The sequence below is a fragment of the Streptomyces sp. L-9-10 genome (assembly GCF_004151105.1).
In the GTDB taxonomy this organism is placed as follows: domain Bacteria; phylum Actinomycetota; class Actinomycetes; order Streptomycetales; family Streptomycetaceae; genus Streptomyces.
In genome coordinates, this window is sequence record NZ_PHRF01000050.1 from 158,802 (window position 1) to 183,798 (window position 24,997).

20 protein-coding genes are annotated in these 24,997 nt (G+C 69.5%); 7 read left to right on the forward strand and 13 right to left on the reverse strand.

The window, feature by feature from the left end; translation table 11 throughout:
• Window positions 1-13 precede the first annotated feature (13 nt).
• Window positions 14-3,121, reverse strand: coding sequence for a glycoside hydrolase family 38 C-terminal domain-containing protein (locus tag CU044_RS14160; RefSeq protein WP_129768913.1), 3,108 nt, complete (start codon window positions 3,119-3,121; stop codon window positions 14-16).
• Window positions 3,122-3,350: 229 nt separating this feature from the next.
• Here CU044_RS14160 and CU044_RS14165 point away from each other — a divergent pair, with 229 nt between their 5' ends.
• Window positions 3,351-3,743, forward strand: a complete 393-nt coding sequence (locus CU044_RS14165; protein ID WP_193563969.1) for an ATP-binding protein — start codon at window positions 3,351-3,353, stop codon at window positions 3,741-3,743.
• 217 nt (window positions 3,744-3,960) lie between these two features.
• Here the strand turns inward: CU044_RS14165 and CU044_RS14170 are convergent, their stop codons facing one another.
• On the reverse strand, window positions 3,961-5,025 hold the full coding sequence (locus tag CU044_RS14170) for a DUF2637 domain-containing protein (protein WP_129768914.1): 1,065 nt from the start codon (window positions 5,023-5,025) through the stop codon (window positions 3,961-3,963).
• Between the two features lie 210 nt (window positions 5,026-5,235).
• Window positions 5,236-6,084, reverse strand: coding sequence for a (2Fe-2S)-binding protein (locus tag CU044_RS14175; protein ID WP_129768915.1), 849 nt, complete (start codon window positions 6,082-6,084; stop codon window positions 5,236-5,238).
• 121 nt (window positions 6,085-6,205) lie between these two features.
• Here CU044_RS14175 and CU044_RS14180 point away from each other — a divergent pair, with 121 nt between their 5' ends.
• Window positions 6,206-7,045: a GntR family transcriptional regulator gene (locus tag CU044_RS14180; protein ID WP_129768916.1), complete on the forward strand. Its 840-nt coding sequence runs from the start codon at window positions 6,206-6,208 to the stop codon at window positions 7,043-7,045.
• A 45-nt stretch (window positions 7,046-7,090) separates the two neighbouring features.
• On the opposite strand, the gene CU044_RS14185 is transcribed toward CU044_RS14180, so the two are convergent.
• The 7 genes from CU044_RS14185 to CU044_RS14215 form a co-directional block, all read right to left on the reverse strand.
• On the reverse strand, window positions 7,091-7,858 hold the full coding sequence (locus tag CU044_RS14185) for an enoyl-CoA hydratase/isomerase family protein (protein ID WP_129768917.1): 768 nt from the start codon (window positions 7,856-7,858) through the stop codon (window positions 7,091-7,093).
• Window positions 7,859-7,948: 90 nt separating this feature from the next.
• The gene (locus CU044_RS14190; RefSeq protein ID WP_240045578.1) at window positions 7,949-9,082 is read right to left on the reverse strand and encodes a cytochrome P450; all 1,134 of its coding nucleotides are present in this window, start codon (window positions 9,080-9,082) and stop codon (window positions 7,949-7,951) included.
• Between the two features lie 222 nt (window positions 9,083-9,304).
• Complete coding sequence (locus CU044_RS14195; protein ID WP_129768919.1) at window positions 9,305-10,675, reverse strand: cytochrome P450; 1,371 nt, start codon at window positions 10,673-10,675, stop codon at window positions 9,305-9,307.
• Between the two features lie 9 nt (window positions 10,676-10,684).
• Window positions 10,685-11,275, reverse strand: a complete 591-nt coding sequence (locus tag CU044_RS14200) for an ATP/GTP-binding protein (protein ID WP_129768920.1) — start codon at window positions 11,273-11,275, stop codon at window positions 10,685-10,687.
• Complete coding sequence (locus CU044_RS14205; RefSeq protein ID WP_129768921.1) at window positions 11,250-11,630, reverse strand: DUF742 domain-containing protein; 381 nt, start codon at window positions 11,628-11,630, stop codon at window positions 11,250-11,252. Before CU044_RS14205 ends, CU044_RS14200 begins: the two co-directional genes overlap by 26 nt.
• The gene (locus CU044_RS14210; protein ID WP_129768922.1) at window positions 11,627-12,037 is read right to left on the reverse strand and encodes a roadblock/LC7 domain-containing protein; all 411 of its coding nucleotides are present in this window, start codon (window positions 12,035-12,037) and stop codon (window positions 11,627-11,629) included. The genes CU044_RS14205 and CU044_RS14210 overlap by 4 nt, the downstream gene beginning before the upstream one ends.
• Window positions 12,034-13,188 (reverse strand): ATP-binding protein, encoded by a 1,155-nt coding sequence (locus CU044_RS14215; protein ID WP_129768923.1) that lies wholly within the window; start codon window positions 13,186-13,188, stop codon window positions 12,034-12,036. The genes CU044_RS14210 and CU044_RS14215 overlap by 4 nt, the downstream gene beginning before the upstream one ends.
• An 829-nt stretch (window positions 13,189-14,017) precedes the next feature.
• Between CU044_RS14215 and fumC the strand changes: the two genes are divergently transcribed.
• Window positions 14,018-15,487: a class II fumarate hydratase gene (gene fumC, locus CU044_RS14220; protein WP_129768924.1), complete on the forward strand. Its 1,470-nt coding sequence runs from the start codon at window positions 14,018-14,020 to the stop codon at window positions 15,485-15,487.
• Window positions 15,488-15,507: 20 nt separating this feature from the next.
• On the opposite strand, the gene CU044_RS14225 is transcribed toward fumC, so the two are convergent.
• The 3 genes from CU044_RS14225 to CU044_RS14235 all read right to left on the reverse strand — a co-directional run bounded on the left by CU044_RS14225 (window position 15,508) and on the right by CU044_RS14235 (window position 19,013).
• A complete protein-coding gene (locus CU044_RS14225; protein WP_129768925.1) occupies window positions 15,508-15,810 on the reverse strand; it encodes a hypothetical protein in 303 nt (100 codons plus the stop codon).
• Between the two features lie 227 nt (window positions 15,811-16,037).
• Window positions 16,038-16,826 (reverse strand): hypothetical protein, encoded by a 789-nt coding sequence (locus CU044_RS14230; protein ID WP_129768926.1) that lies wholly within the window; start codon window positions 16,824-16,826, stop codon window positions 16,038-16,040.
• Between the two features lie 342 nt (window positions 16,827-17,168).
• Window positions 17,169-19,013 carry a PucR family transcriptional regulator ligand-binding domain-containing protein gene (locus tag CU044_RS14235; RefSeq protein WP_129768927.1) on the reverse strand — a complete coding sequence of 615 codons (1,845 nt, stop codon included), beginning with the start codon at window positions 19,011-19,013 and terminating at the stop codon, window positions 17,169-17,171.
• A 245-nt stretch (window positions 19,014-19,258) separates the two neighbouring features.
• Between CU044_RS14235 and CU044_RS14240 the strand changes: the two genes are divergently transcribed.
• The 4 genes from CU044_RS14240 to CU044_RS14255 all read left to right on the forward strand — a co-directional run bounded on the left by CU044_RS14240 (window position 19,259) and on the right by CU044_RS14255 (window position 24,957).
• On the forward strand, window positions 19,259-20,161 hold the full coding sequence (locus CU044_RS14240; RefSeq protein WP_129768928.1) for a xanthine dehydrogenase family protein subunit M: 903 nt from the start codon (window positions 19,259-19,261) through the stop codon (window positions 20,159-20,161).
• Between the two features lie 2 nt (window positions 20,162-20,163).
• Window positions 20,164-20,757, forward strand: coding sequence for a (2Fe-2S)-binding protein (locus tag CU044_RS14245; RefSeq protein WP_129768929.1), 594 nt, complete (start codon window positions 20,164-20,166; stop codon window positions 20,755-20,757).
• A gap of 2 nt (window positions 20,758-20,759) precedes the next feature.
• Complete coding sequence (locus CU044_RS14250) at window positions 20,760-23,264, forward strand: molybdopterin cofactor-binding domain-containing protein (protein ID WP_240045579.1); 2,505 nt, start codon at window positions 20,760-20,762, stop codon at window positions 23,262-23,264.
• A 232-nt stretch (window positions 23,265-23,496) separates the two neighbouring features.
• Entirely contained in the window at window positions 23,497-24,957 is a 1,461-nt protein-coding gene (locus tag CU044_RS14255) for an NCS2 family permease (protein ID WP_129768930.1), read from the forward strand.
• The last annotated feature ends 40 nt before the right edge of the window (window positions 24,958-24,997 follow it).

Sequence of the window (24,997 nt, forward strand, 5' to 3'; positions counted from 1 at the left end):
TTCGCCCTGAAGCTCAGGCGGGCGTGAGCCGCAGCGTCAGGATCTGGAACGGCCGCAGCCGCAGCCGTAGTCCCTCCTCGTCCGTCTCCGCGTCGTGCAGCGGCCGTTCCAGCAGATCCGTCACCCGTGCGCCGATCACCGGGAAACCGACCCGCAATGTCGACTCGGCCCGGCCGCCCGCCGACTCGTAGAGCCGTACGATCACATCCCCGCTGCGGTCCTCGGCGAGCTTGACCGCCTCCACGGTCACCGCCGGGTGGTCGGCGTTCACCAGCGGCGGCTGCTCCGGCGCCGGTGCCACGCGCAGCGGCAGATTGAGCGCCAGGCCCTCCCGTACCGTCTCCTCCACCGTCCCGCCGGGCAGCAGCGCGTACCGGAACCGGTGTGTGCCCAGATCGGTCTCCGGGTCCGGGCTGTGCGGGGCGCGCAGCAGCGTCAGCCGTACGGTCGTGCCGAGCCCGTCCGGGTGCGGCGTCCGGGTCACATCGTGCCCGTACGTCGAGTCGTTGAGCACCGCGATGCCGTAGCCGGGCTCCGCGACCCGCAGCCAGCGGTGCGCGCAGATCTCGAACCGGGCGGCATCCCAGCCGGTGTTGTCGTGCGTCGCCCGGTGCACATGGCCGAACTGCACCTCGGCGGTGGACCGTTCGGCGTGCACGTCGAGCGGGAACGCGGCCTTGAGGACCTTCTCCGACTCCTGCCAGTCGACCTCGGTGACGATATCGATCCGGCGGGTATCGGCGGTGAGACTGATCTCCTGGGTGATCCGGGACGCCCCGAACGTCCGCACCACCCGTACCGCCGCCCTCAGCGGCCCCTCCTCGATCAGCTCGACGGAGTCGGCGGCGGTCAGATCGGTGTGCCGGTGCCGGTAGTGCCGGTCGATGTCCCAGGCGTCCCACTGATTGGGGTGGTCCGGGTGCAGCTGCAGCAGATTGCCCCGGCCGCCCGGCGCGAGCACCTCGCGGCCCGCGACGAGATCGCGTACGGAGGCGAGCAGCCCGTCCGCGTCGATGACCACCTCCAGCCGCTGATCGCGCAGCACGAAGCCGCCGTCGGCCGGTACCGCCGTCACGGGGGCCGGGGCGAGCGTGGTGAACGTGCCCGGCGCCACCGCCCTGACCAGGGCCGGGGCGAGCACCTCACCGTCGGCCAGCGGCTGTGTCACGACACCCTCCGCCACATCGGAGGCGCGGGCCGCGACGACATCGCGGCGGGCGAACGGGGCCGCGTTCCACACCCCCACCGCGCTCCCGTCGCCGCCCAGCGCCGCCAGCGCCTCCCCGATGATGCCCGTCAGCTCGTCCTGTACCGCCGCGTACGTCGCGCGCGCCTCCCGGTGCACCCAGGCGATCGACGAGCCCGGCAGGATGTCATGGAACTGGTGCAGCAGCACCGTCTTCCAGATCCGGTCCAGCTCCTCGTACGGATACGCGTACGAAGCGGCGCGGCCCCCCGAGTGCAGTGCCGCCGCCGTCGCCCACAACTCGGCCTCCCGCAGGAGATGTTCGGCGCGGCGGTTGCCCTGCTTGGTCTTGGCCTGGGTGGTGTACGTGGCACGGTGCAGCTCCAGGTACAGCTCGCCCGACCAGACCGGGGCCCGGTCGCCGTACTCCTCCTCGGCCGCCGCGAAGAACGCCGCCGGGTGCTCGATCTCGACCCGGGGCGAGCCCTCCAGGGACTTCAGCCGCCGTGCCCGCTCCATCATCTCCCGGGTGGGGCCGCCACCGCCGTCGCCCCAGCCGAACGGCACCAGCGAGCGGGACGCCCGCCCCTTCTCGGCGAAGTTCCGCTCCGCGTGGGCCAGTTCGCTGCCATGGAACTGGGAGTTGTACGTGTCGACCGGCGGGAAGTGGGTGAAGACCCGCGAACCGTCGATGCCCTCCCACCAGAAGGAGTGGTGCGGCATCTTGTTCGACTGGTTCCAGGAGAGCTTCTGCGTGAGGAACCACTTCACCCCGGCGAGCTTCGCCAACTGCGGGAAGGCCGCCGTGTAGCCGAAGGAGTCGGGCAGCCAGATCTCCTCCGTCTCGACGCCCAGCTCCTCCTGGAAGAACCGCTTGCCGTGCACGATCTGCCGGGCCAGCGCCTCACCGCCCGGCATATTGGCGTCCGACTCCACCCACATGGAGCCCACCGGCGCCCATGTCCCGTCCGCCACCGCCTGCTTGATCCGCTCCCAGATGTGCGGCTGGTGGTCCCGCACCCAGGCGTACTGCTGCGCCTGTGAGCAGGCGAAGACCAGCTCGGGGTAGTCGGCGGCGAGCGCAGTGACATTGGCGAAGGTCCGTGACGCCTTCCGTACGGTCTCCCGCAGCGGCCACAGCCAGGCCGAGTCGATATGCGCGTGCCCCGCCGCCGAGATCCGGTGGGCGCTCGGCGACGCGGGCCGGGAGAGCACCTCCGTCAGCTCGGCGCGCGCGGCGCCGGCCGTGCCCGCCACATCGTGCAGATCGAGCGCGTCGAGCATCGACTCCAGGGCGCGCAGGATCTCGTGGCGGCGTGAGCGGTCCGCGGGCAGCTCGCGCATCAGTTCCGTGAGCACCTCGACATCGAGGACCAGATGCCAGACCTCCTCGTCCAGGACGGCCAGGTCGGCGGCGGCGAAGCGGTAGAGCGGACGGTCGCCCGCGGTCAGTACGTCACCGAGGAGCGTCGGCTCGAAGTCGTGCAGGACGGCCGGGTTGGCCGCCGCCTCCAGCAGCAGCCGGACGGGTTCGCCACCGGCCGCGGGCGCGGCGACCGGGATGTGCCGGTTGCGCGGATGGATGCCCTTGAGGGGGACGCCCGCGGCGTCGTACACCAGGCCCTCGGCCTGGAAACCGGGCCCCTCACCGGTGAACCCGGGGTCGATGACCACCTCGACCGGCCGTCCGGCCCAGGACTCGGGGACCACGCCCTCCAGCCGGAACCAGCTGGTGGACCAGGGAGAACCCCACTCCGTGCCGGTCGCGAACGGCTCGTAGCCGCCCTGGAGCGCCTGCTCCACCGGCACGGGCTCGCCCGGCGCGTGCCAGACGGAGAGCGCGAGCGGCTCCCGGGCCGCGTACTGCGCGGGACGGATGAACTGGCGCAGCGCCCGCTCCAGCCGCCCTTCCACCAGGGATCGGTCGTCGTGCATCGGTGCTCCTCGCTCCTCGGGATCGGTTCGCACGGTTTCACTCCCCCCTCACTTCCCCGGGCAGTCCTCGCGCACCCGTCGCGCGCCCCGTGCCCCCGCTGCGGCGATCAGGTGATGAACACGATGAGTGGTCTATTCCGGGTGGGGAATGCATCTCCTGTACGCAAACGAGCGTGGGGCGGGTCAGGACCATCGGGGAGAGGGACGTCATGACCGGGGGGACAGAGTGATGAGAGGTCTGCGGCGCAGAGTCGGGGGCGCCGATCTCGCGGCCGTCCCCGAAGTACGCCACGCGTTGCGGGAGATGCTGCGGCACTGGCAGGAGCGGGACTCCGCGGCGGTGGCCGAGCTGCTGATCAGCGAGCTGGTCACGAACGCGCTGGTGCACACGGACGACGGCGCCGTGGTCACCGCGACCATCGCGGACTCCCGGCTGCGCGTGGAGGTACGGGACTTCGTGGCCGGGGTGCCGACGCCGCCCGCGCCGGAGCGGCCGGTGCCCGACGACGCCACGCACGGGCGGGGGCTGGCGCTGGTTCGGAGTCTCGCGGACGACTGGGGGATACGGGCGAGGCCGGTGGGCAAGGTGGTGTGGTTCGAGCTCAACGGCGAGGCGGCGTAAGGCCGGTGAAGGGGTGAGCGCGGTAAGAGAGTGAGCACGGTGTGGGGGAGAGCGTGGTGCGGGGGAGAGCGTGGTGAGGGCGGCAGGACGGGTGAGGGAGAGCGCGGGCCGGGACGAAACAGCGGACCGGCGTGACGGCTGTCCGTCACACCGGTCCGAGTGCTGTTCCCCCGAGGCCGCTCCAGCCGGCCCGCCCGCGTCGGCGGACCTGTCCGCGTCAGCCGAACTGCTTCTCCAGATCCTTGAGCTTGCGCTCCAGGGAGTCGAGCCTGGGCAGCGCCATGGTGTCGTCCTCCGCGGTCAGATCGACCGTACGGGGAGTGGGAGCCTCACTGGCCTTCACGGGCTGAAGGGAGAGCCGGGAGTGCTGGTTCAGTTGGCCGGGCTCCACTATGGCAGGCTCCGCGGCGGCTTCGACGGCCGGCGGCGAGCCCGATCCCGCGTTCACGGCGGGAAGGGCCACCTGACGGCCGCCGCGTGCCCGGCCCCAGGCCCGGTGCTGGCGGTTGAGCGCCTTGATCTGCGCCCGGTCCAGCTTCTCCTGCTCCCGCCTGCGGTGCCGGTTCTGCTCCTTCTGGCGACGGTCCTCGCGTACCTCGTCGACCGCCTCGTCCAGCGTACGGACGCCTTCCAGCAGCATCAGCGACCAGGCGCCGAAGGTCTCGCGGGGTGCCCGCAGCCACCGTACGATCCGGATCTGCGGCAGCGGACGGGGGACGAGACCCTGCTCGCGGAGTGCCGCGCGGCGGGTCTGCTTCAGCGCGCGGTCGAACAGGACCGCGGCCGAGAGGGACATGCCGGAGAAGAACTGCGGAGCACCCTCGTGGCCGAGACCCGTGGGCGCGTGCACCCAGTTGAACCAGGCGGCGGCACCGGCGAACGTCCACACCAGCAGCCGCGAGCCGAGGGCCGCGTCGCCGTGGCTGGCCTCGCGCACCGCGAGCACGGAGCAGAACATCGCCGCTCCGTCGAGACCGAACGGGACGAGATACTCCCAGCCTCCGCTGAGACCGAGGTTCTCCTGGCCGAAGCCGACCAGGCCCTTGAACGAGAGCGCGGCGGCGACCGCCGCGCAGCAGAAGAGGAGTGCGTAGGAGGCGATGCCGTAGATGGCTTCCTTGCGCCTGCGCCGCTCCTCGCTGCGTTCCCACGAATCCTCGACGGGTGCGGGCTTGTCAGCCGCGCGCTTGCCGCGCGCGAACACCGCCACCGCCACCAGGATTCCGACGAGCAGGACGACGCCGGGAAGCAGCCAGTTCAGCGATATGTCAGTCAGTCGCATGCGGTGTTCCTTGCATCGCAGTAGGGCGTTTGGGACGCCATTTTGGCGGAAGTGCGGTGACGCTCAGGGGGTTTCGGGACAAGAGAACACCAACGAGGCGGTGCAGCACGTGAAGAGGCACGAACGGCTGACACCGCCGTTCGGCAGGTGGCTGTCATGTTCGATTAATATCACCCCTGCGGGTGGCGTGGGACCGAGGGTGACGCGGGGTCAGACGGTCGCGGCGAGCTTCCGGACCCGGTCGTTGTCGCAGGTACGCGGACAGGTGACGCAGGTGTCCTCGGGGCGCAGTGTGTAGAAGAGGCAGCAACTGGCCCGGTCACGGGTCGGCAAAGATTCGCCGTCAGGTCCGGTCAGCTCACGGAAACCCGCCGTACCGACATACGGCGCGGTCGTGCCCGGCATCAGCCGTTCCAGCTCCGCCATCGCGTACCGCTCCTCGCCCAGCAGATGGGCGATGTACCAGAGGCCCTCGACGATCTCGTCGGTCGCCATCCCCCACAGCGCCCGCCGGCCGCGCCGCATCCGCGGGGCGAAACCGTCGAGGACCGGTGCGAGATGACCGGCGACGGCCTCCCGCACCTCGGCGCGCAGGGCCTCCTCGTCCGGGACGATCCGGGCGCCGGGCAGTGTCGCGGCCGGGTCGTCCGGCAGGCAGGCGAACTCATCGATCCGTACGGTCATCCGGCCCAGCGCCCGGTGGAAGGACACGGTCCCGACGGGCAGGCGGGGCACCCTGCGGTGCAGGAACCAGGGCACGGTGATCAGCAGACAGGCCGGCCAGGCGTACCGGTGGAAGGCGAAGCCGGCGACCACATCGGGGCGCGCTTCCTGTCCGTAGTCCCGGCGCACCTGCTCCTCGTCCCAGGCGAGGAACGTATCGAGGGCCGCGCCCCCGGCCGCCAGATCCGCCGCGCTCACCCAGCCGCTCCCGGCAGGGGGCCGCTCACTCTCGGTGAGCTGGTCGATGCTCAGCGCGGGGAACACCTCGGCCAGACGGGCGTACGCGTCCGTCACGGGAGAGGCGAGGAGGCCGGGCAGCAGGGTGGGCAGGGTCATGCAGGGACCACCGAATCGGGATCGTTTGCAGGTAAGCCTTACCTTACCCGATGTGATCGAGGTTTGAACTGCGGCCCGGTCGGCCTATCGTGCACAGGCGAGGAGAAGGAGGTGGACAGGAATGGAACAGGGCGGAGCGCGCGACGCGGCCGTGCCGCGGCCGTATGTGCCCGGCGCGCCGGCCCCCGGATCCCGGCAGGTGCCGGAGCAGGCGCGCGGCGAGCACACACACAGTGAGCGGGAGGGGGCCGGAGCCCCTACGCACTCCCCGCCACCGTCCCCTTCCCCGCCTCCGTCCTCGGCACCGTCCCCGCCTCCGCCCGCGTGCCCGTCCCCGCCGGTGCGCCGTCATTCCGTACGCGGACAGATCCTCGACGCCCTGCGCACCGCGCTCGTCAGCGGTGAGCTGGCGCCCGGCGAGGTCTACTCCGCTCCCGTGCTCGGCGAGCGCTTCGGCGTCTCCGCCACCCCCGTACGCGAGGCCATGCAGCGGCTCGCGCTGGAGGGCGCCGTCGAGGTCGTGCTCAACCGCGGCTTCCGCGTCATCGAACGCAGCGCCCGTGAACTGGCCGAACTGGCCGAGGTACGCGCGCTCCTCGAAGTGCCGGTGATGCTGCGGCTGGCCCGTACCGTACCCGCGGAACGGTGGGCACGACTGGCCCCGTTGGCGGAGGCGACGGGCGCCGCGGCCGCCGTCGGGGACCGGGCGGCGTACGCGGAGTGCGACCGCGCCTTCCACCACGCGCTGCTCGCCCTCTCGGGCAACGAGCAACTGGTCATGGTGGCCGACGATCTGCACCGCCGTTCGCAGTGGCCGCTGGTCAGCGCCCCGGCCGTACGCCGCGCCGATCTGGTCGCGGACGCCGCCGAACACACCGCGCTGCTCGACGCGTTGATGGCACGCGACCTGCCGGTGGTGCAGTCGCTGATACGGGAACACTTCACGGGCTCGGCCGGCTGACATCGCGCGGATTCGCCACGGGTTCCGTTGTGCGGCTCACCGATGTCAGCGATGACGGGAGGCAGCCGCCGCCATGGTCAGCGCCGAGGTCATCAGCTCCGCGTCGAGCAGGGTGGTGTCCGCGAGACGGCTCGCGGACCCGTACGCGTTCAGCATCACCTTGGCGGTGCGCAGCGCGGCCGGGGACCGGCGGACCATCGGCCTGACCCACGCCTCGACAGCGCTGTCGAGCTCGGCCATCGGGGCGACCTTGTGCAGGACGGACAGCTCCACCGCCGTCGCCGCGTCGAAATTGTCGCCGGTCAGCAGCAGCTCGCGGACCCTGGCGGCGCCCGCCTCCTGCATCAGCCTCGGCAGGGCCCCTCCCCAGGCCGGAGGCATACCCAGGGCGAGTTCGGGCATACGGAAACGGCAGTCGTCCGCCCCTGCCCGCAGATCGCAGAACACCGCGAGAGCGAGTCCCGCCCCTATGACGCCGCCGTGCAGGCGCGCGATGGTGACCACGTCGGCCGTCGCGAGCGCGTCGCAGACCCGGCGTGCCTTCTTGCCCAGGATGCGAAGACTCGCCCCACTGGGGTCCGCGGCCAGGAATTCGGCGAATTCCGCGCGATCTCCGCCGAGACTGAAGTCGTCTCCCGCGCCGGAGAGGATCAACACCCGTATTCCGGGGTCGTTCTGAAGGGTGCCCAGTACGGAGAGCAGTTCGTCCAGGAGCGTGCCGGAGACGGCATTGCCGGTCTCGGGGGAGTTCAACTCCACCTTCAGCACGGGCCCGTCCTGTATGACCCGGAGTGCCTTGAACTCGTCCACCACGCTGTTCCCTGTGTAGATGTCGGTTCTCAATGTGTCGCGTCGCCGTGCGCCGCGTTGCGAATATCGCGTCCCTTTTGCCCTGACGGCGGATCAGGCCCTGGTCACCGGGAGTTCCGTCATCCGCCGGAAACCCACGCGGGGCGCCCAGACGGGATCCCCGTCGAGACGGAGATCGGGCAGCCGCCTCAGCAGGGACGTCAGCAGGGTCGTCGCCTCCAGCCGGGCGAGCGGGGCGCCGACGCAGTAGTGGATCCCGCCGCTGAAGCTGAGGTGCGCGGCCTTGCGCCGTACGTCGAAGAGCTCCGGCTCGGTGTGCTGCTCCGGGTCGTGGTTGGCGGCGCCGACCAGGAGATGCACCATCTGGTCCCGCTGGACATCCGCGCCGCCCAGGGTGGTGTCCTCCGCGGCGACCCTGCTGATCACATGGTTCGGCGAGTCATAGCGGAGCACCTCTTCGACGGCGCCCGGTATGTGCTCCGGATGCGTGCGCAGCCAGGCGAGTTGGCGCGGGTGCTTCAGCAGGAGCCACACCATGTGGGAGAGGAGCGTCGACGTCGTCTCCGGCGCGGCCAGGAGGAAGAGGAAGGAGAGGAAGTAGACGGCCTCGTCGACCGTCTCCTGGTCGGCTTCGAGATCGTCCCAGGTCCGCAGCCACTCCGAGATGGGATCGTCGCCCGGCGCGCGGCGGCGTTCGCGTATCACCGCTGTGAAGTACTCACGCAATTGGGCGGTGGCGGCGTCCGACAGCGCGAGCTGACTCGGTGTCGGCAGCAATTCCTGCGAGTACACCTGATCGCGGGTGAGCGAGCGGAGCAAGTGGTAATCGGAGGGCGGCAGCCCGAGCCATTCGCCGATCGTGATGATGGGCAATTCGTCGCCGACGAGCGAACTGAAATCGGCTTGACCGCTCCGCAGTTTATCGGTGAGCCGGTCGAGCAATCGCTCCGTGGCCTTCTCGACGGAATCCTTGGAATTCGCGAGGGATTTACGGTCGAAGGTGTTCCCGACCGACCGCCGCACCCGGGTGTGGTGCGGCGGGTTCAGGGCGGGCAGAGTCTTTCCCATTTCCCGGGAAGAGGAGGCGTTCCAACGGGTTGCCGCGCCCTGCCTGGCACGCCACTCGCTGTCGGGAACCAGCCATGCCTTGTTCCTCAGTACCTGGTCACAGAGGTTGAAGGAGGTCACCAGATGCCCGCCCCAGGGGGCGGGGATGACATCTCCCATCGCTCTGAGTTCTGCGTAGAGAGGCAATGGATTCGATTGGCCATTGGACGTACGCAGACGGGAGAATATGGAGACTACAGCGCGTCGATCTACTGACGAGGTAGTCAGGGAGGGCTCCACAGAGACTCCTTATTCAAGGCATCACGTAAGATTCGCCCACCCTGTCTACCCCTACGGTTGAACCTTCATGCGAAGGTAAAGGACCCCGCTTTGTTGCGGATCTCACACCTTCCACCAGGCGAGGAATCCGCTCCAGAAGCTACCCTTCTGCGGCTTGTTCTGGGACTCCTGCGCGGGGGCATTTCCGGCCGTACGCCCGATGTTCGCCGGATACGGTACCGATTCCGACTTCTCTCTCCGAACCGGGGTGAAACGGGCCGGGAGCGCGCTGAGCGCCCGGTGGAACGGACCGGGCCGGGAGAGCAGCGTGTCCGCGGGCACCGCCAGCTCGATGTCCGGCAGGCCGTTGAGCAGCTTCTCGATGGCCAGGACGGAGATGAGCAGCGCCGGGTCCTTCGCCGGGCAGGCGTGCGGGCCGGCGCCCCAGGCCAGATGCGCCCGCTTGCTGAGCGTCTGACGGCTCACGGACAGGCTCGGGTCGGTGTTGGCGGCGGCGAAGCTGATGAGCACGGGGTCACCGGCGTCCAGCTTGCTGCCGTTGAGGTCCACGTCGTACAGCGGGTAGTGCGCGGCGTAGTTGGCTATGGGGGTGCTGTTCCAGAGGACGTCGTTGATGGCGTCCTCGACCAGCAGGCCGGCCGAGTGCGGTCCGTCGGTGTACCTGTCGTCGGACAGCAGCACCCGCAGGGAGTTGGCGATCAGGTTCGACAGCGGCTCCGTACCCGCACCGATGAGCAGCAGGATCTGATGGATCATCTCCTCGTCGGTGAGCCGGACCGGATGCTGCATCAGCCAGGAGGTCACGTCCTCGCCGGGCGTGGCCCGCTTGAGCGCGACCAGTTCGCTCAGCGCCTCCGTCAGGACCTCGTTCGCCTTCTCCGCGTCGATGCCGTCGAAGATGCCGGAGAGCCCGAAGACCAGCCGGTCACCGATCTCGGCCGGGCAGCCGAACAGGTCGTTGAAGACCAGCAGCGGCAGCACCTGCGCGTAGTCACCGATCAGATCGGCCTTGCCCCGGCCGCTGAACTGGCTGATGAGGTACGAGGCCACGCGCTCGACGTGCCGGGTCACCCGGTGCGTGTCGATCTTGGCCAGGCTCTCCGTCACGGCCTGACGGAGCCTCAAGTGCTCCGCGCCGTCGGTGAACATCGGGTTCCGCCGGTACATCATCATGGGCAGGACCGGGCTGTCGAGGGGCACCCGCCCCTCGTTGAGCGCGCGCCAGCGGCGCGAGTCCCGCGCGAACGCCTCGGGGTTCTGGAGTACATGGAGCGCCGCCGCGTAGTCCGTGACGAGCGAGGCCTCCACCCCGGGGGCCAGCTCGACCGGCGCGGCCGGGCCGTACTGCCGCATGTGCTCGTAGAAGGCGTCCGGGTCGGCAGCGAACTCGGGACCGTACAGGGGCACACGCAAGCCGCTGTTGTGCGCCGGGCAGCCAGGTGGCGGAGCCTGGAATTCCGAATGAGATTGCATGCCGAACTCCTAGCGAAGGCGTGACTGGAGGTAGCGGACGAGGACGATGAGGGCGTTCGCTGATGACCGCTGGTCCCGCGCGTCACAATTGACGAGGGGCGTCTCGGGCAGCAGATCGAGCGCCTCTCGGATTTCCTCGTCCTGATGGGTCGCTGTGTCGTCGAATCGGTTGACCGCTATGGTGTAGGGAATTCCGTAGTGTTCGACGAGGTCCATCACGGGGAAGGACTCTTCGAGGCGCTCGGGATCCACCAGCACCAATGCCCCGAGTGCGCCCCGGGACATGTCTTCCCACACCTGGACGAATCTCTGCTGTCCGGGTGTGCCGAAGAGGTAGAGGACCAGCCTGTCGCTGAGCGTGAGGCGGCCGAAGTCCATGGCCACCGTCGTCGTGGTCTTGCCGGGCGTGCCCTTGAGGTCGTCGATTCCCTCGCCGGCCTGCGTCATCAGTTCTTCGGTACGCAGCGGCGGGATCTCGGACATGGTCCCGATGAATGTCGTCTTGCCCACCGCGAAATGCCCGACCACCAGGATCTTCGCAGCGGTCTGCACTGACTCGCGCAGATAGACACCGTCATCCAAAGCGGGCTTGAAGACCATTCAGCACCTCCTCGAGTATCTGCCGGTCGACGAGTTTCGCGGCAGGTATGGGGGCGCGTGTGAAGAGATACCCCTCCTCCGTGAGGTCGGACAGCAGGATTTTGACGACACCCACGGGGAGATGAGAGTGTCCGACGATTTCGGCGACCGAGAGATAGCCACCCGAACACAAGTCCAGCAGACGGCGCTTCTCAGGATCGAGAGTCGCCGCTCTGGGTACGTCCTCGGCCGCTGTGACCAGAGTGATCAAGGAGAACTCATGGTCACCGAGCAGGCTGCGGCCGTTGGTGATGACATACGGTCGCACTAATTGCGGCGCTACTGGTTCCTGATCCGGCTCATCTGTTGTGGTCATGCCTTGGTGTCAGCAATCTCGCGAGGGGGACTGGTCAGGGATTTGCCGAGCTGGCCGACGAGCTGCTGCATACGGAAGGTGATCTCGGCCATGTCGACGTCGGGCGACGCGGAAACGCCGAGATAGGCGCCCTCGCCCGCGGAGATGAGGAAGACCCAGCCGTGATCGAACTCCACCAGCGTCTGGCGCCAGTGCGGCCGGTTGTTCGGCGGTGCGCCGCAGAAGTCGGCGACCGTGCGGCTCAGCGACTGCATTCCGCTCATCGCCGCGGCGACGGTATCGGCGTGATCCTTGCCGACGTCCTTCGAGCGGGCCATGAGCAGGCCGTCGGCCGAGACGAGGATCGCGTGCCGTGCTTCGGGTACTTCAAGGGCACTGTCAAGCATCCATGACAGATCGTAATTCACTGAGTCTCATGCCCTTCGCTGCTTGCGTTGGTGGTACGGCGGCCCGATTGCGTACCCCGCTGGAACGCGCCCATGACGGAGGCGGCTTGTTCGCTGGAGCGAGCCGGGGCGTCCGAACTGTCGGCTGTCGGCACGATGGATATCGCGCCTCTCCGCCGGCGTTTCGGGAGACCGCCGAATGTGGTCGAGGGAGCCACCGGGTTTTCCTCGGGCGGCATCGGGGAGGACGCTGCCACGGTGGGGAACTCCTTGGGCTCGGGCGTGGGCTTGGGCTCGGGCGCGCGCTCAGGCAGGGCGGTGAGGAGCTCGTCGGGGAGCAGCACCACCGCACGCACACCGCCGTAGGGGGACGTGGAATCCACGGACACGGTGAAGCCGTAGCGAGCGGCGAGCACGCCGATCACGGTGAAGCCGAACTGCGGCGGATTGCCGAGGCCGGAGACGCCGGGGGAGCGTTCGCTCGACAGGAGCTTGGCCGCCCTGGCCTTCTCCTCCTCGTTCATGCCGACACCGGCGTCATCGACGATGATGCAGACGCCCTTGGGCACGGGCCGGATATTGATCTCGATCACTGTTTCCGGCGCCGAGTAACTGGTGGCGTTGTCCAGCAGTTCGGCGAGGGTGAGCGCGACCGGCTCGACGGCCCGGCTGACAATGGCGAAATTACTCTGGGCCCGGATCTCGACACGGGTGAAGTGGCGAATGCGGCCCTTCGCGCTGCGGACCACGTCGTACAGCGAGGCCGGATCGCGCTGACGGCCGAGCCATCCGTCGCAGAGCACGGCGATGGACTGCGCACGCCGGGCGAACTGCGAATTCATGTGGTCGATGTCCAGGAGGTCCTGGAGAATCTGGAGTTCGCCGTACTTGTCCTGAAGTTTGGTGATGGCCAGCTGCTGTTCGCTGGCGAGACCCTGAAGTGTCCGCATGGCGGACTTCAGCGCGGTCTTTGTGGCTTCTTCCGCCCTGTCCTTGGCCTCTTCGACGGCCTCCGCGTAATGGTCCTCAAGGGTGGCGTAGTGAGCCTTGAGCTCCTGTTTCTCCTTCCGTAGCTCGGCGATCGATTTTCTTCCGCGAATGATCGCGGTCGCGGCGACAGGAGTACCAGCGATCAGACCCCAAAGCGCTGGATCCTGGAAGTATTGCGTCATAAGACTCTCTTCGGGCGACTGGGCCACCAGGTACTGAATGTCTGGAGGGTGCGTTCGAGTGGTCTCGCGGTCACAGACATATCGCGGTCACTGATTATGGGACAGGTCGGCGCATGGTCGCCTGCCGGACTGCCTTGAAAGGCCCGGCTAATGGCATAGTTCTCCCCCGGGGGTGGCGGAATTCTGGGCCGATGCGCTGACTTTTCCTTTATGCCATAGCGGGTTTGGCACCGCTTGGCAAGCTTGGCGATCTTATCACCACACGATGGGGCGACGTCCATGTCGTTCTGTTCTGTTTCTGGCATCTGACGGAAATTCAGCAAGGCTCCCCTTTTGGGCCTGTTGGTGATCGTTCCTCGTTCGCCTCGGGTCGCCGCCAGCCGCGATTATTGCCCGCATTGTGGGTGATGTGTTCCTTTTGTTCTTCCGGTGGAGGTGTACCGGAGACGTCAACCCGGTGCGTTCATGGCGAGCCGGTGGTGAGGTGGTGCGGAGGCCGTAACGGTATGTGTGGCGGCTACAGCGGTTCGCCTCGGCCCGTGGCCATGGAAACGGCTGGTCCGGGGCCTCCGGTGGCGCCCGCGGCGGAAAAGACCAAGCATGGAATGAGGGGGCGGAAACGCGCGGAGTGACGAGTCCTGTCGGCTGGGTGATCCGGTCCGGGCGGCACGGGACGCCATGTGGCAGCCGGGCCTGTGACCGCCGTCCGAAAAGCGAAAAGCCGGAAGCGAAAAGCCGGAAGCGAGAAGCGAGAAGCGAAGCGAGATACGGGATACGGGATACGAGAAGGACGAACAAGGACGAGAAGGACGAGTAAGGAGGCGTCGCCGTGACCACCCGTCACCAGAACGCCGACGAAAAGCCGCCGAGGGTACGGGACGTGCCGATCGGCATCAACGCCACAGGCCATCGCCGCGAAACCGACTCGATGGGCGCCGTCGAAGTGCCCGCCGACCACTACTGGGGCGCCCAGACCCAGCGGTCCCTGATCCACTTCTCCATCGGGAACGACCGCATGCCCACGTCCGTGTACCACGCCTACGGCTACGTCAAGAAGGCCGCCGCACTCGTCAACGGACGCCAGGGCCGCCTGCCGAAATGGAAGGCCGACCTGATCGCCCATGTGGCCGACGAGGTCATCCGCGGCGCCCTGGACGACCATTTCCCGCTGTACGTGTGGCAGACCGGCTCCGGCACCCAGAGCAATATGAACGTCAACGAGGTCATCAGCAACCGGGCGATCCAGCTCGTCGGCGGCACCCTCGGCTCCAAGACACCGATCCACCCCAACGATCACGTCAACATGGGCCAGTCCTCCAACGACACCTTCCCCACCGCCATGCACATCGCCGCCGTACGGCAGATCGACGAGCACCTGCTCCCGAAGGTGAGGGATCTACAGCAGGCGATGGACGCCAAGTCCCGTGACTGGTGGGAAATCGTCAAGATCGGACGCACCCACCTTGAGGACGCGGTCCCGCTGACCGTGGGCCAGGAGTGGTCCGGCTACGCCGCCCAGCTGTCCGGCGCCATCGACCGTGTCGAAGCGACGCTGCCGGGCTTGTGGGAACTGGCCGTCGGAGGGACCGCGGTCGGTACCGGTCTCAACGCCCCCGAGGGCTTCGGCGAGCACGTGGCCCAGGAGATCGCCGAGCTGACGGGCTACCCGTTCCGCACCGCCGCCAACTCCTTCGCCGCGCAGGGCAGTCTGGACGCCATAGTGGCGGCCTCGGCCGGGCTGCGGGGGCTGGCCGTACCGCTCATGAAAATCGCCAATGACCTGCGCTGGCTCGCCTCGGGCCCGCGCTGCGGCATCAGCGAACTCGCGCTGCCCGCGAACGAACCCGGCAGCTCCATCATGCCCGGCAAGGTCAATCCGACCCAGTGCGAAGCGATGGTCATGGTCTGCGTCCAGGCACTCGCGGAGGACAGCGCCATCGCCTTCGCCGGCAGCCAGGGCAACTTCGAACTCAACGCCATGCGGCCCGTCATCATCAACAACTTCCTGCACTCCGCCCGCATACTCGCGGACGCGTGCGAGAAGCTGCGCGTCTACTGCGTCGAAGGCGCCGGCCTGCACCGCGAGCAGATCGACACCTACCTCGCACGCTCCCTGATGCTCGTCACCGCGCTCTCTCCGGAGATCGGTTACGACAAGGCCAGCCGGATCGCCCACAAGGCCGACGACGAGGGGACCACACTGCGCGAAGCCGCCCTCGCCACCGGCTACATCACGGCACGGGACTTCGACCGCATCGTCGACCCCAGGAAGATGGTCAACCTCAACCTCGACCACTGACCTGCTGCCGAGGGACCCGGTCAGCGGGTGAACCTCACCGAAGCGAACGTGAGGAAGCCCTCTTCGCCGGGTTTGAGCCGGGTGGCGGTGCCTCCGCATCGCTTCGCGCTGTAGAAGGTCGCGACACGGTCGGTGGAGTTCTGCGGGTCCTGGGCGTTCCCGACGCTGTAGCACAGGCCGTCCGTGGGGTTCTCCAGAACGATCGCGCCGTACTCCGACGTATAGAAGAGAAGCCCCTCGGCCGCGTGGGCGTTGAGCGGGAAGCCGGCACAGAGAACGGCGGCGGCGCCGGCGGCGACCAGGGTCCTTCCGAGACTCTTCACGGGACCTCTTTCTGTGCGTGTGCCTGTTCCCGCGCGTGAGGCGAGAAGCAGGTGGGGGAGCAGGCGGGGGTGGCGGTGGAGCGGGGGCAGTCTGGCCACCTCGTCACGCGCGTATGCGCCCCTTCACTCGAACGGCCGCTGCGGAAACGTCCCTTCCTCACCCGTTCGTGGGTCGGCCGATGACCTGATCGGCGCAGGGGCGGAGCTTCCGCCCCCGACCGACCCGCTCAGACCGCGGGGGCCGGCGACGCCGGAGGGGCGAGCTGGTCCGCGAGCCAGGTGGGGACGCCGCCCAGCAGCCGGAACAGGCGCCCGGCCTCCGCGCGCAGACGGGTCGCCTCCGGCTCCGGTTCCGCGTCGGCCAGCGCGGCGAGGGCCGGGGCCGTGCCCACCAGGTAGCCCAACTCCTCCCGGATACGCAGGGACTCGCCGAAGCCGTGCCGCGCCTCCGCCAACTCGCCCTCCCTCAGGGCCAGTCCGGCCAGATGGCGCCAGGTGAAGGAGAGCAGGAGCGTCTCGCCGTGCGCCGTGGCGGCGGCGTGGGCGCGGCGGTACGCGGCGCGCGCCGACTGCGGGGAGTCGGCGAGGTGTTCGGCGACCAGACCACGCCGGAAGTCCAGCAGCGCGCGTCCGGGAGCCGTCGGATCCAGCAGCGCCGCCGCCCGCCCCAGCGCCGACCGCGCCTCGTCCGCCCGGTCGCGTACGCCGAGGACGGTCGACGCGTAGGCGAGATGGCCGCGCTCGCACGCGGCGGCGCCCCGTTCGTGGTCCTCGCGCGCCGTGGCCTCCGCCGAGCGGAGCGCGTCCTCGGCCTCCGGCCAGCCCCCGCCCGTGAACAGACAGCGCTCGATGAGCAGCGAGGCCCGCTGGAGCGTCCGGGCCGGGACGGCGGAGTGCGGTGCGAGCAGAGCCGCTGCGTCGGTCCAACAGCCGCGCGAGCGCAGCCGCCATACCGCGGTCTGGAGAGGGTCGTCACCAGCGGTGGTTCCGGAACCAGACATGGCGGTATGCGCCACATTGCCCTCCCCGAGCGCGCCATTGTGCTGTTGAGTGTGGACGCATCTCAGCATGGATCGGCACGCCGGGCCAATAGGTCAGGTGAAAAATTTCACAATCACGTGGTCATCGGCGGTGGCGGCGGGGCGCGGGCGACCGGGGCGCCCGGGGCCGCCGACCGGGGCGTCGGAGACCGCCGGGAGGGCTGTCACCTGGGACAACCGGTACGGGAGGAGGCGCGGTGGGCGCACCGCGGTCCGTCCTCGCGGTGGCAGAGGATCTTCTCGTGACCGATCCGGGTGATGGCGGTCAACCACCCGTCCCCCTGGCACCCGGTGACCCAGCGCCCGCCGCCCGCGACCTCAGCTCATCCGCAGCGCCAGGAAGAAGTCCAGCTTGTCCTCCAGGCGCGCCAGATCCCGCCCCGTGAGCTGCTCGATCCTGCCCACCCGGTACCGCAGCGTGTTGACATGCAGATGCAGCCGGGCCGCACACCGCGTCCAGGAGCCGTCGCAGTCGAGGAACGCCTCCAGCGTGGGGATCAGCTCCGCGCGGTGGCGCCGGTCGTAGTCGCGCAGCGGGTCCAGCAGGCGCGCGGTGAAGGCGCGCCGTACGTCGTCCGGGACGAACGGCAACAGCAGTACGTGCGAGGCCAGTTCATGGTGGCCCGCCGCGCAGACCCGGCCCGGCCTGGCCGCCGCCACCCGGCGGGCATGACGGGCTTCCTCCAGCGCGCCGCGCAGGCCCTCCGCCGAGTGCACCGCCGCGCTCACGCCCAGCGTCAGCCGGCCGTCGTCCGCGAGCCCCGCGGACAGCGGGTCCCGTACGGCGGCCAGCAGCGCGTCCGCGTGGAGGCCGGGGTCCGCGGCGGGGGTGTCCAGGGGCTTCTCCGCCCCGCCGGCGCCACCGGGCAGCGCTCCCTCGCCGGCGTCCGGGACGGACGCGGGATCGGCGGGCACGAGATCCGCGGGCGCCGCGGGCAGCGGTACCAGCGCGATCGCCTCGTCATCCGTATGGGCCACCGCGATCCGGTCGGTGGCGTCCGCTCCCGCCCCGGCCCCGGTGCCCGGCCCCGTCCACGCGGGGTCGACGAGGATCTCCTCCAGCACCGACTGGGCCACCGGGCCGCCCTCGACCAGTGCCGCGCCGGAGCCGCCCGCACCGCCGGTGCCGGCCGTACCGCCCTCGCCGGTGTCCGTGCCGTTGCGCGCCCACTCCACCCGGGCCACCACGATCTGCCAGTGCGGCGCCGTGACCAGTCCGGGCAGCAGCACGGGGGCGGCCACCCGCAGCCTGGCGGCGATCTCCGCCGGGGCGGCGCCCGTCTGCACCAGTTCCAGGACTTCCTGGGCGAGCCGGCGGCGCACCGTACGGGCCGCGTCGCGCCGGTCCCGTTCCACCGCGATCAGCTGCGTCACCCCCTGGAGCAGGTCCAACCGGGCCGCGGGCCAGTCGCCCGCATCCGCCTCGACCGCGAGCAGCCAGTCGGAGAGCACGGTCTCGCGCACGTCCCGGAAGGCGGTCGGTGTGGTCCCGCGCCCTACATTGCGGACCGGGAAGAGGGAGTATGCCGTCCCGTCGACGGTCGTCCGAAAGGGGCTACGGCGACCGGCGCGGATGGCGGCCAGATGCTCACCGGCCAGCACGGCGGCCCTCGCCGGTGACAGCGTGGCACCGGCGCCCGCGATCCGCCTGCCGGTCGGGGAGAGCACCCAGGCCCGCAGGTCGAGATCGGAGCCGAGGAGATCGAGGACCACGTCCGGGCCACCGCCCGCCGGGCCCGAGGTCATCAGCCTGCGGTGCCGGTCGACGACCGCCGCCAGATCCCCGGCGCGTTCGCCGGACACCTGCCGCACCACATACTCCGTGACCGTCGCGAACGCGACGTCCTCGTCCACCGCGAACAGCGGCAGCCGGTGCCGCGCACACGCCGTGACCAGGTCCTCCGGGACAGCGCCCAGCTCCGCCTCGCCCGCGGCGAGCCCGGCCACCCCGGCGCTCGCGAGGATACGTACGAACGGTTCCGAGTCCTCCGCGGAGTGCCGCCAGGCGAGGCCGCTGAGGACCAGCTCACCGCCCGACAGATAGCGGCTCGGGTCCCGCAGGTCGGTGGTCATCACCCCGCGGACCGTCCGGTCCAGCTCCTCCTCGCCGCCGAGCAGTCGCAGGCCCAGCGCGTCGGTTTCCAGCAGTGCGCGCAGCCGCATCTCGTCGCCGCCGATCTCTGATTTCGCACCTTGCGTTTCGGCACGAAGACCTTCTGGTTACCGGGTCTTCGCCTTTCGTTCGAATCTACAAGACTCGGAAGCCGACCAGCCAATTCCTTCATGGTTTCGGTGACTGCACCAGGCGGAAGCGCTGCTTGTGTACTTGTGAGACCGGCCGTCCCCGGAGCTCAGTGATCACCAGCGATCCCCAGCGATCACCAAGACGATCAAGAAGAGAGCCACAGATGGACTTCCTTCGCCCCGCCAGCTGGGAGGAGGCGCTCGCCGCCAAGGCCGAGCACCCCACCGCTGTGCCCATCGCGGGTGGTACGGACGTCATGGTCGAGATCAACTTCGATCACCGGCGGCCGGAGTACCTGCTCGACCTGAACCGGATCGGCGAGCTGCGTGACTGGGTGGTCGGCGAGGAGAACGTCCAGCTGGGCGCCTCCGTCCCGTACACCCACATCATGGAGCACCTGCGGGCGGAGCTGCCGGGCCTCGCGCTCGCCTCGCACACCGTCGCCTCGCCGCAGATCCGCAACCGCGGGGGCGTCGGGGGCAACCTCGGCACCGCCTCCCCGGCCGGTGACGCGCACCCGGCGCTGCTCGCCGCGGGCGCCGAGGTCGAGGTCGAGTCGGTACGCGGCTCGCGCCGTATCCCGATCGACGCGTTCTACACCGGCGTGAAGCGCAACGCCCTCGAACCCGACGAACTGATCAGGTCGGTGCACATCAGGAAGGCGGACGGACCGCAGCAGTACTCGAAGGTCGGCACCCGCAACGCGATGGTCATCGCGGTCTGCGCCTTCGGGCTCGCCCTGCATCCCGGGACCCGGACCGTACGGACCGGCATCGGCTCGGCGGCGCCCACCCCCGTACGGGCGCGGGACGCCGAGATGTTCCTGAACGCGGCGCTCGACGAGGGCGGCTTCTGGGACAGCGGAAAGACCATCACGCCGTCCGTCGCCAAGCGGTTCGCGGACCTCGTCGCGGGCGCCTGCAACCCCATCGACGATGTGCGCGGCACCGCGAAGTACCGCCGTCACGCGGTCGGCATCATGGCCCGCCGCCAGCTCGGCTGGACCTGGGAGCAGTACCGCGCCGACGGCGGCGGCACCGGCCGGACCCTCGAAGGAGCTGCATAGCCATGCGCGTCACTTTCACGGTCAACGGCCGCAGGCACGAAGCCGACGACGTCTGGGAGGGCGAGAGCCTGCTGTACGTACTGCGCGAGCGCATGGGCCTCCCGGGCTCGAAGAACGCCTGTGAGCAGGGCGAATGCGGCTCCTGTACGGTGCGGCTCGACGGCGTCCCGGTCTGTTCCTGTCTGGTGGCGGCCGGTCAGGCCGAGGGGCGCGAGGTCATCACCGTCGAGGGCCTGGCGGACTACGCCGAGCACCGTGACAGCGCCCATCCCGGCGACGGCTGCGCCTCGGGTTCGTGCGGTACGAGCCTGCGGAGCGCCCAGCGGTGGCAGCCCGGCGGTACGGACTCGCGGACCGGCGAGGCGGGCGAACTCTCCCCGATCCAGCAGGCGTTCATCGACGCGGGCGCCGTGCAGTGCGGCTTCTGCACCCCGGGTCTGCTGGTCGCGGCCGACGAGATGCTGGAGCGCACCCCCTCCCCGAGCGACGCGGACATCCGTGAGGCGCTCTCGGGCAACCTCTGCCGCTGTACCGGCTACGAGAAGATCCTCGACGCGGTCCGCCTCGCGGCCGCCCGTCAGGAAGAGGCGGTCTGAGCATGGCCACGACTGGTTCACCCACCGGCACCGAAGCCTCCACTGGCACCGAAGCGTCCGCCGACACCGAAGCCTCCATCGGCCCCCGGGTCTCCACCGGCCCTGGAGCTGCCACCGGCCCCGGGGTCCCCGCCGGAGCCCCCACCACGATCAGCCAGGGCTCGCAGACCAGGGGCGGCATAGGCGAGTCGACACTCCGTCCCGACGGCATACTCAAGGTCACCGGAGAGTTCGCGTACTCCTCCGACATGTGGCACGAAGACATGTTGTGGGGCCATACGTTGCGCTCCACCGTGGCGCACGCCGAGATCAGGTCGATCGACACGGCCGAGGCACTCGCGACCCCCGGTGTCTACGCCGTCCTGACCTATGACGATCTCCCGACGGCCGTCAAGAACTACGGTCTGGAGATCCAGGACACCCCCGTCCTCGCCCACGGCAAGGTCCGGCACCACGGTGAGCCGGTCGCCCTTGTGGCCGCCGACCACCCCGAGACCGCCCGCCGCGCCGCCGCCAAGATACGGATCGACTACGCCGAACTGCCGGTCGTCACCGATGAGGCATCCGCGACCGCGCCCGGCGCCCCGCTGATCCACGAGAACCGCGACGACCACCACATCGGGCATGTCCCGCACCCGAACATCGTCCACCGCCAGCCCATCGTCCGCGGCGACGCCGACGCGGCCGCCGCCCGCGCCGATGTGATCGTCTCGGGCGACTATGTCTTCGGCATGCAGGACCAGGCGTTCCTCGGCCCCGAGTCCGGTCTCGCGGTGCCCGCCGAGGACGGCGGCGTCGATCTGTATGTGGCCACCCAGTGGCTCCACTCCGATCTGCGCCAGATCGCCCCCGTACTCGGCCTGCCCGAGGACAAGGTCCGGATGACGCTCTCCGGTGTCGGCGGCGCCTTCGGCGGCCGGGAAGACCTCTCCATGCAGATCCACGCCTGTCTGCTGGCCCTGCGCACCGGCAAGCCGGTGAAAATCGTCTACAACCGGTTCGAATCCTTCTTCGGCCATGTGCACCGGCACCCCGCGAAGCTCTGGTACGAACACGGCGCGACCCGCGACGGCAGGATCACCCATATGAGGTGCCGGATCGTGCTGGACGGCGGTGCGTACGCCTCCGCCTCCCCGGCCGTCGTCGGCAACGCCTCCTCCCTCTCCGTCGGCCCGTATGTCATCGACGACGTCGACATCGAGGCGATCGCGCTCTACACCAACAACCCGCCCTGCGGCGCGATGCGCGGCTTCGGCGCGGTCCAGGCGTGCTTCGCGTACGAGGCGCAGATGGACCGGCTGGCGGCGGCGCTGGACCTGGACCCGGTGGAGTTCCGGCAGCTCAACGCCATGGAACAGGGCTCGCTGCTGCCGACAGGGCAGCGCGTCGACTCCCCGGCGCCCGTCGCCGAACTGCTGCGCCGGGTCAAGGCCAGGCCGCTCCCGCCCGAGCAGCAGTGGCTGGTGGCGGGCGAGGCGGCCGACGTACGGGCGCTGCCCGGCGGGCTCTCCAACACCACCCACGGCGAAGGGGTCGTACGGGGCGTCGGCTACGCGGTCGGCATCAAGAACGTCGGCTTCTCCGAGGGCTTCGACGACTACTCCACCGCGCGCGTACGGCTCGAAGTGATCAACGGGGTGCCGGTCGCCGTCGTCCACACCGCGATGGCGGAGGTCGGCCAGGGCGGCGTCACCGTACACGCCCAGATCGCCCGTACCGAACTCGGTGTCTCGCAGGTCACCATCCAGCCGGCCGACACCCAGGTCGGCTCGGCGGGGTCCACCTCCGCGTCCCGTCAGACGTACGTCACGGGCGGAGCGGTGAAGCACACCTGCGAGAACGTCCGGGAGAAGGTCCTGGACATCGGCCGGCGCAAGTTCGGTACGTACCACCCGGCCTGGGCCACCGCCGAGCTGCTGCTCGAAGGCGGCAAGGTCGTCACCGACGGCGGCGAGGTCCTCGCCGATCTGGCGGACGTGCTGGAGGACGAGGCGGTGGATCTGGAGCTGGAGTGGCGCCACCGTCCCACCCAGCCCTTCGACCTCAGGACGGGACAGGGCAACGGCCATGTCCAGTACTCCTTCGCCGCACACCGCGCCGTCGTCGAGGTGGACACCGAACTGGGCCTGGTCAAGGTCATCGAACTGGCCGTCGCCCAGGACGTCGGCAAGGCGCTCAACCCGCTCTCCGTCCTGGGACAGATCCAGGGCGGCACCACCCAGGGCCTGGGGGTGGCGGTGATGGAGGAGATCATCGTCGACCCCAGGACAGCGAAGGTGCGCAACCCGTCCTTCACGGACTATCTGATCCCCACCATCCTCGATACGCCGACGATCCCCGTCGACGTCCTCGAACTGGCCGATGAGCACGCGCCGTACGGTCTGCGCGGCATCGGCGAGGCTCCGACCCTGTCGTCGACTCCCGCGGTCCTGGCGGCCATCAGGAACGCGACGGGTCTGGAGCTGAACAGGACGCCGGTACGACCGGAGCACCTCACCGGCACCTGACGCGCCATCAATGCCCGTCAACCCACGAGGAGATCCACGAGCCGGTCCCGCGAGCAGTTCTCACCAGCAGTTCCCACCAGCAGTCCCCGGGCGGCGCCGCTCGTGCCGCCCGGGACCGCGCCTTTGATCCGTCTCGGGCCGTCCCCCGGGTCGTGCAGCCCACGCACCATCCCAAATCCCGCAGTCCCCGTCTTTTCGCGGGTGCCCCTTTGAACCTTGGGAGCAGGCATACATGACCCATTCGTCAGTGGAGCCGAGGACCACCGCCGAGGACGCCGGCACCGGCTCACGTCCCCCCGCCGGCAGGTCCTGGCTCGACCGGTACTTTCACATATCCCACCGCGGCTCGACCGTCGCGCGCGAACTGCGCGGCGGCGTCACGACCTTCATGGCCATGGCGTACATCCTGCTGCTCAACCCGCTGATCCTCTCCGGTGAGGACGTCACCGGCGACACCCTCGGCCAGAAGGCCCTGATCACCGCGACCGCCTTCGCCGCCGCTCTGACCACTCTGCTGATGGGCTTCGTGGGAAAGGTGCCCCTCGCGCTCGCCGCCGGGCTCTCCGTCTCCGGTGTGGTGGCCGGCCAGGTCGTGCCCGTGATGACGTGGCCGCAGGCCATGGGCATGTGTGTGATGTACGGAGTGGTGATCTGCCTGCTGGTGGTCACCGGCCTGCGGGAAATGATCATGAACGCCATCCCGCTCGCGCTCAAGCACGCGATCACCATGGGCATCGGCATGTTCATCGCACTGATCGGACTGGTGAAGGCGGGCTTCGTACACGCCTCGCAGGGCGGGGGCCCGGTCGCGCTCGGCCCCGCCGGTGAACTCGTCGGCTGGCCCGTCCTGATCTTCTGCGTCACCCTGCTGCTCATCTTCATGCTCCAGGCCCGCGAGGTGCCCGGCGCCATCCTGATCGGCATCGTCATCGGGACGGTCGTCGCCGTCGTCCTCAACGCCGCGGGCGGCATCAGCCCCAAGGCATGGAACAGCGGCCCGCCCGAGCTGACCGGCGGCGCCGTCTCCATGCCCGACTTCTCGCTCTTCGGGAAGGTCGAGTTCGGCGGCTGGGGACAGGTCGGCGCGATGACCATCGGCATGATCGTCTTCACCCTCGTCCTCGCGGGCTTCTTCGACGCGATGGCCACCATCATCGGCGTCGGCACGGAAGCCGGGCTGGCCGACGACAAGGGCCGGATGCCGGGCCTGTCCAAGGCGCTGTTCATCGACGGCGCGGGCGGTGCCATCGGCGGGGTGGCGGGGGGTTCGGGCCAGACCGTCTTCGTCGAGTCCGCGACGGGCGTCGGCGAGGGAGCGCGTACCGGCTTCGCCTCCGTCATCACCGGCCTCCTCTTCGCGGCCTGTCTCTTCTTCACCCCGATCACCCAGATCGTCCCGGGCGAGGTCGCGGCGGCGGCCCTGGTCGTCATCGGCGCGATGATGATCCAGAACGCCAGGCACGTCGACTGGGGCGACCGCGCCGTCGCCATCCCGGTCTTCCTGACCGTCGTCCTGATGCCGTTCACGTACTCCATCACCGCCGGGGTCGCCGCGGGCGTCATCTCGTACGTCGCGATCCGGATCGCCCAGGGCAGGGCCCGCGAGATCGGGGCCTTCATGTGGGGCCTCACCGTGATCTTCGTGGTCTTCTACGCGCTCCACCCGATCGAATCCTGGCTGGGCGTCTCCTGACCCGGCCTTCCGTCCCCGACCCGCACCCCCCGACCCGCAC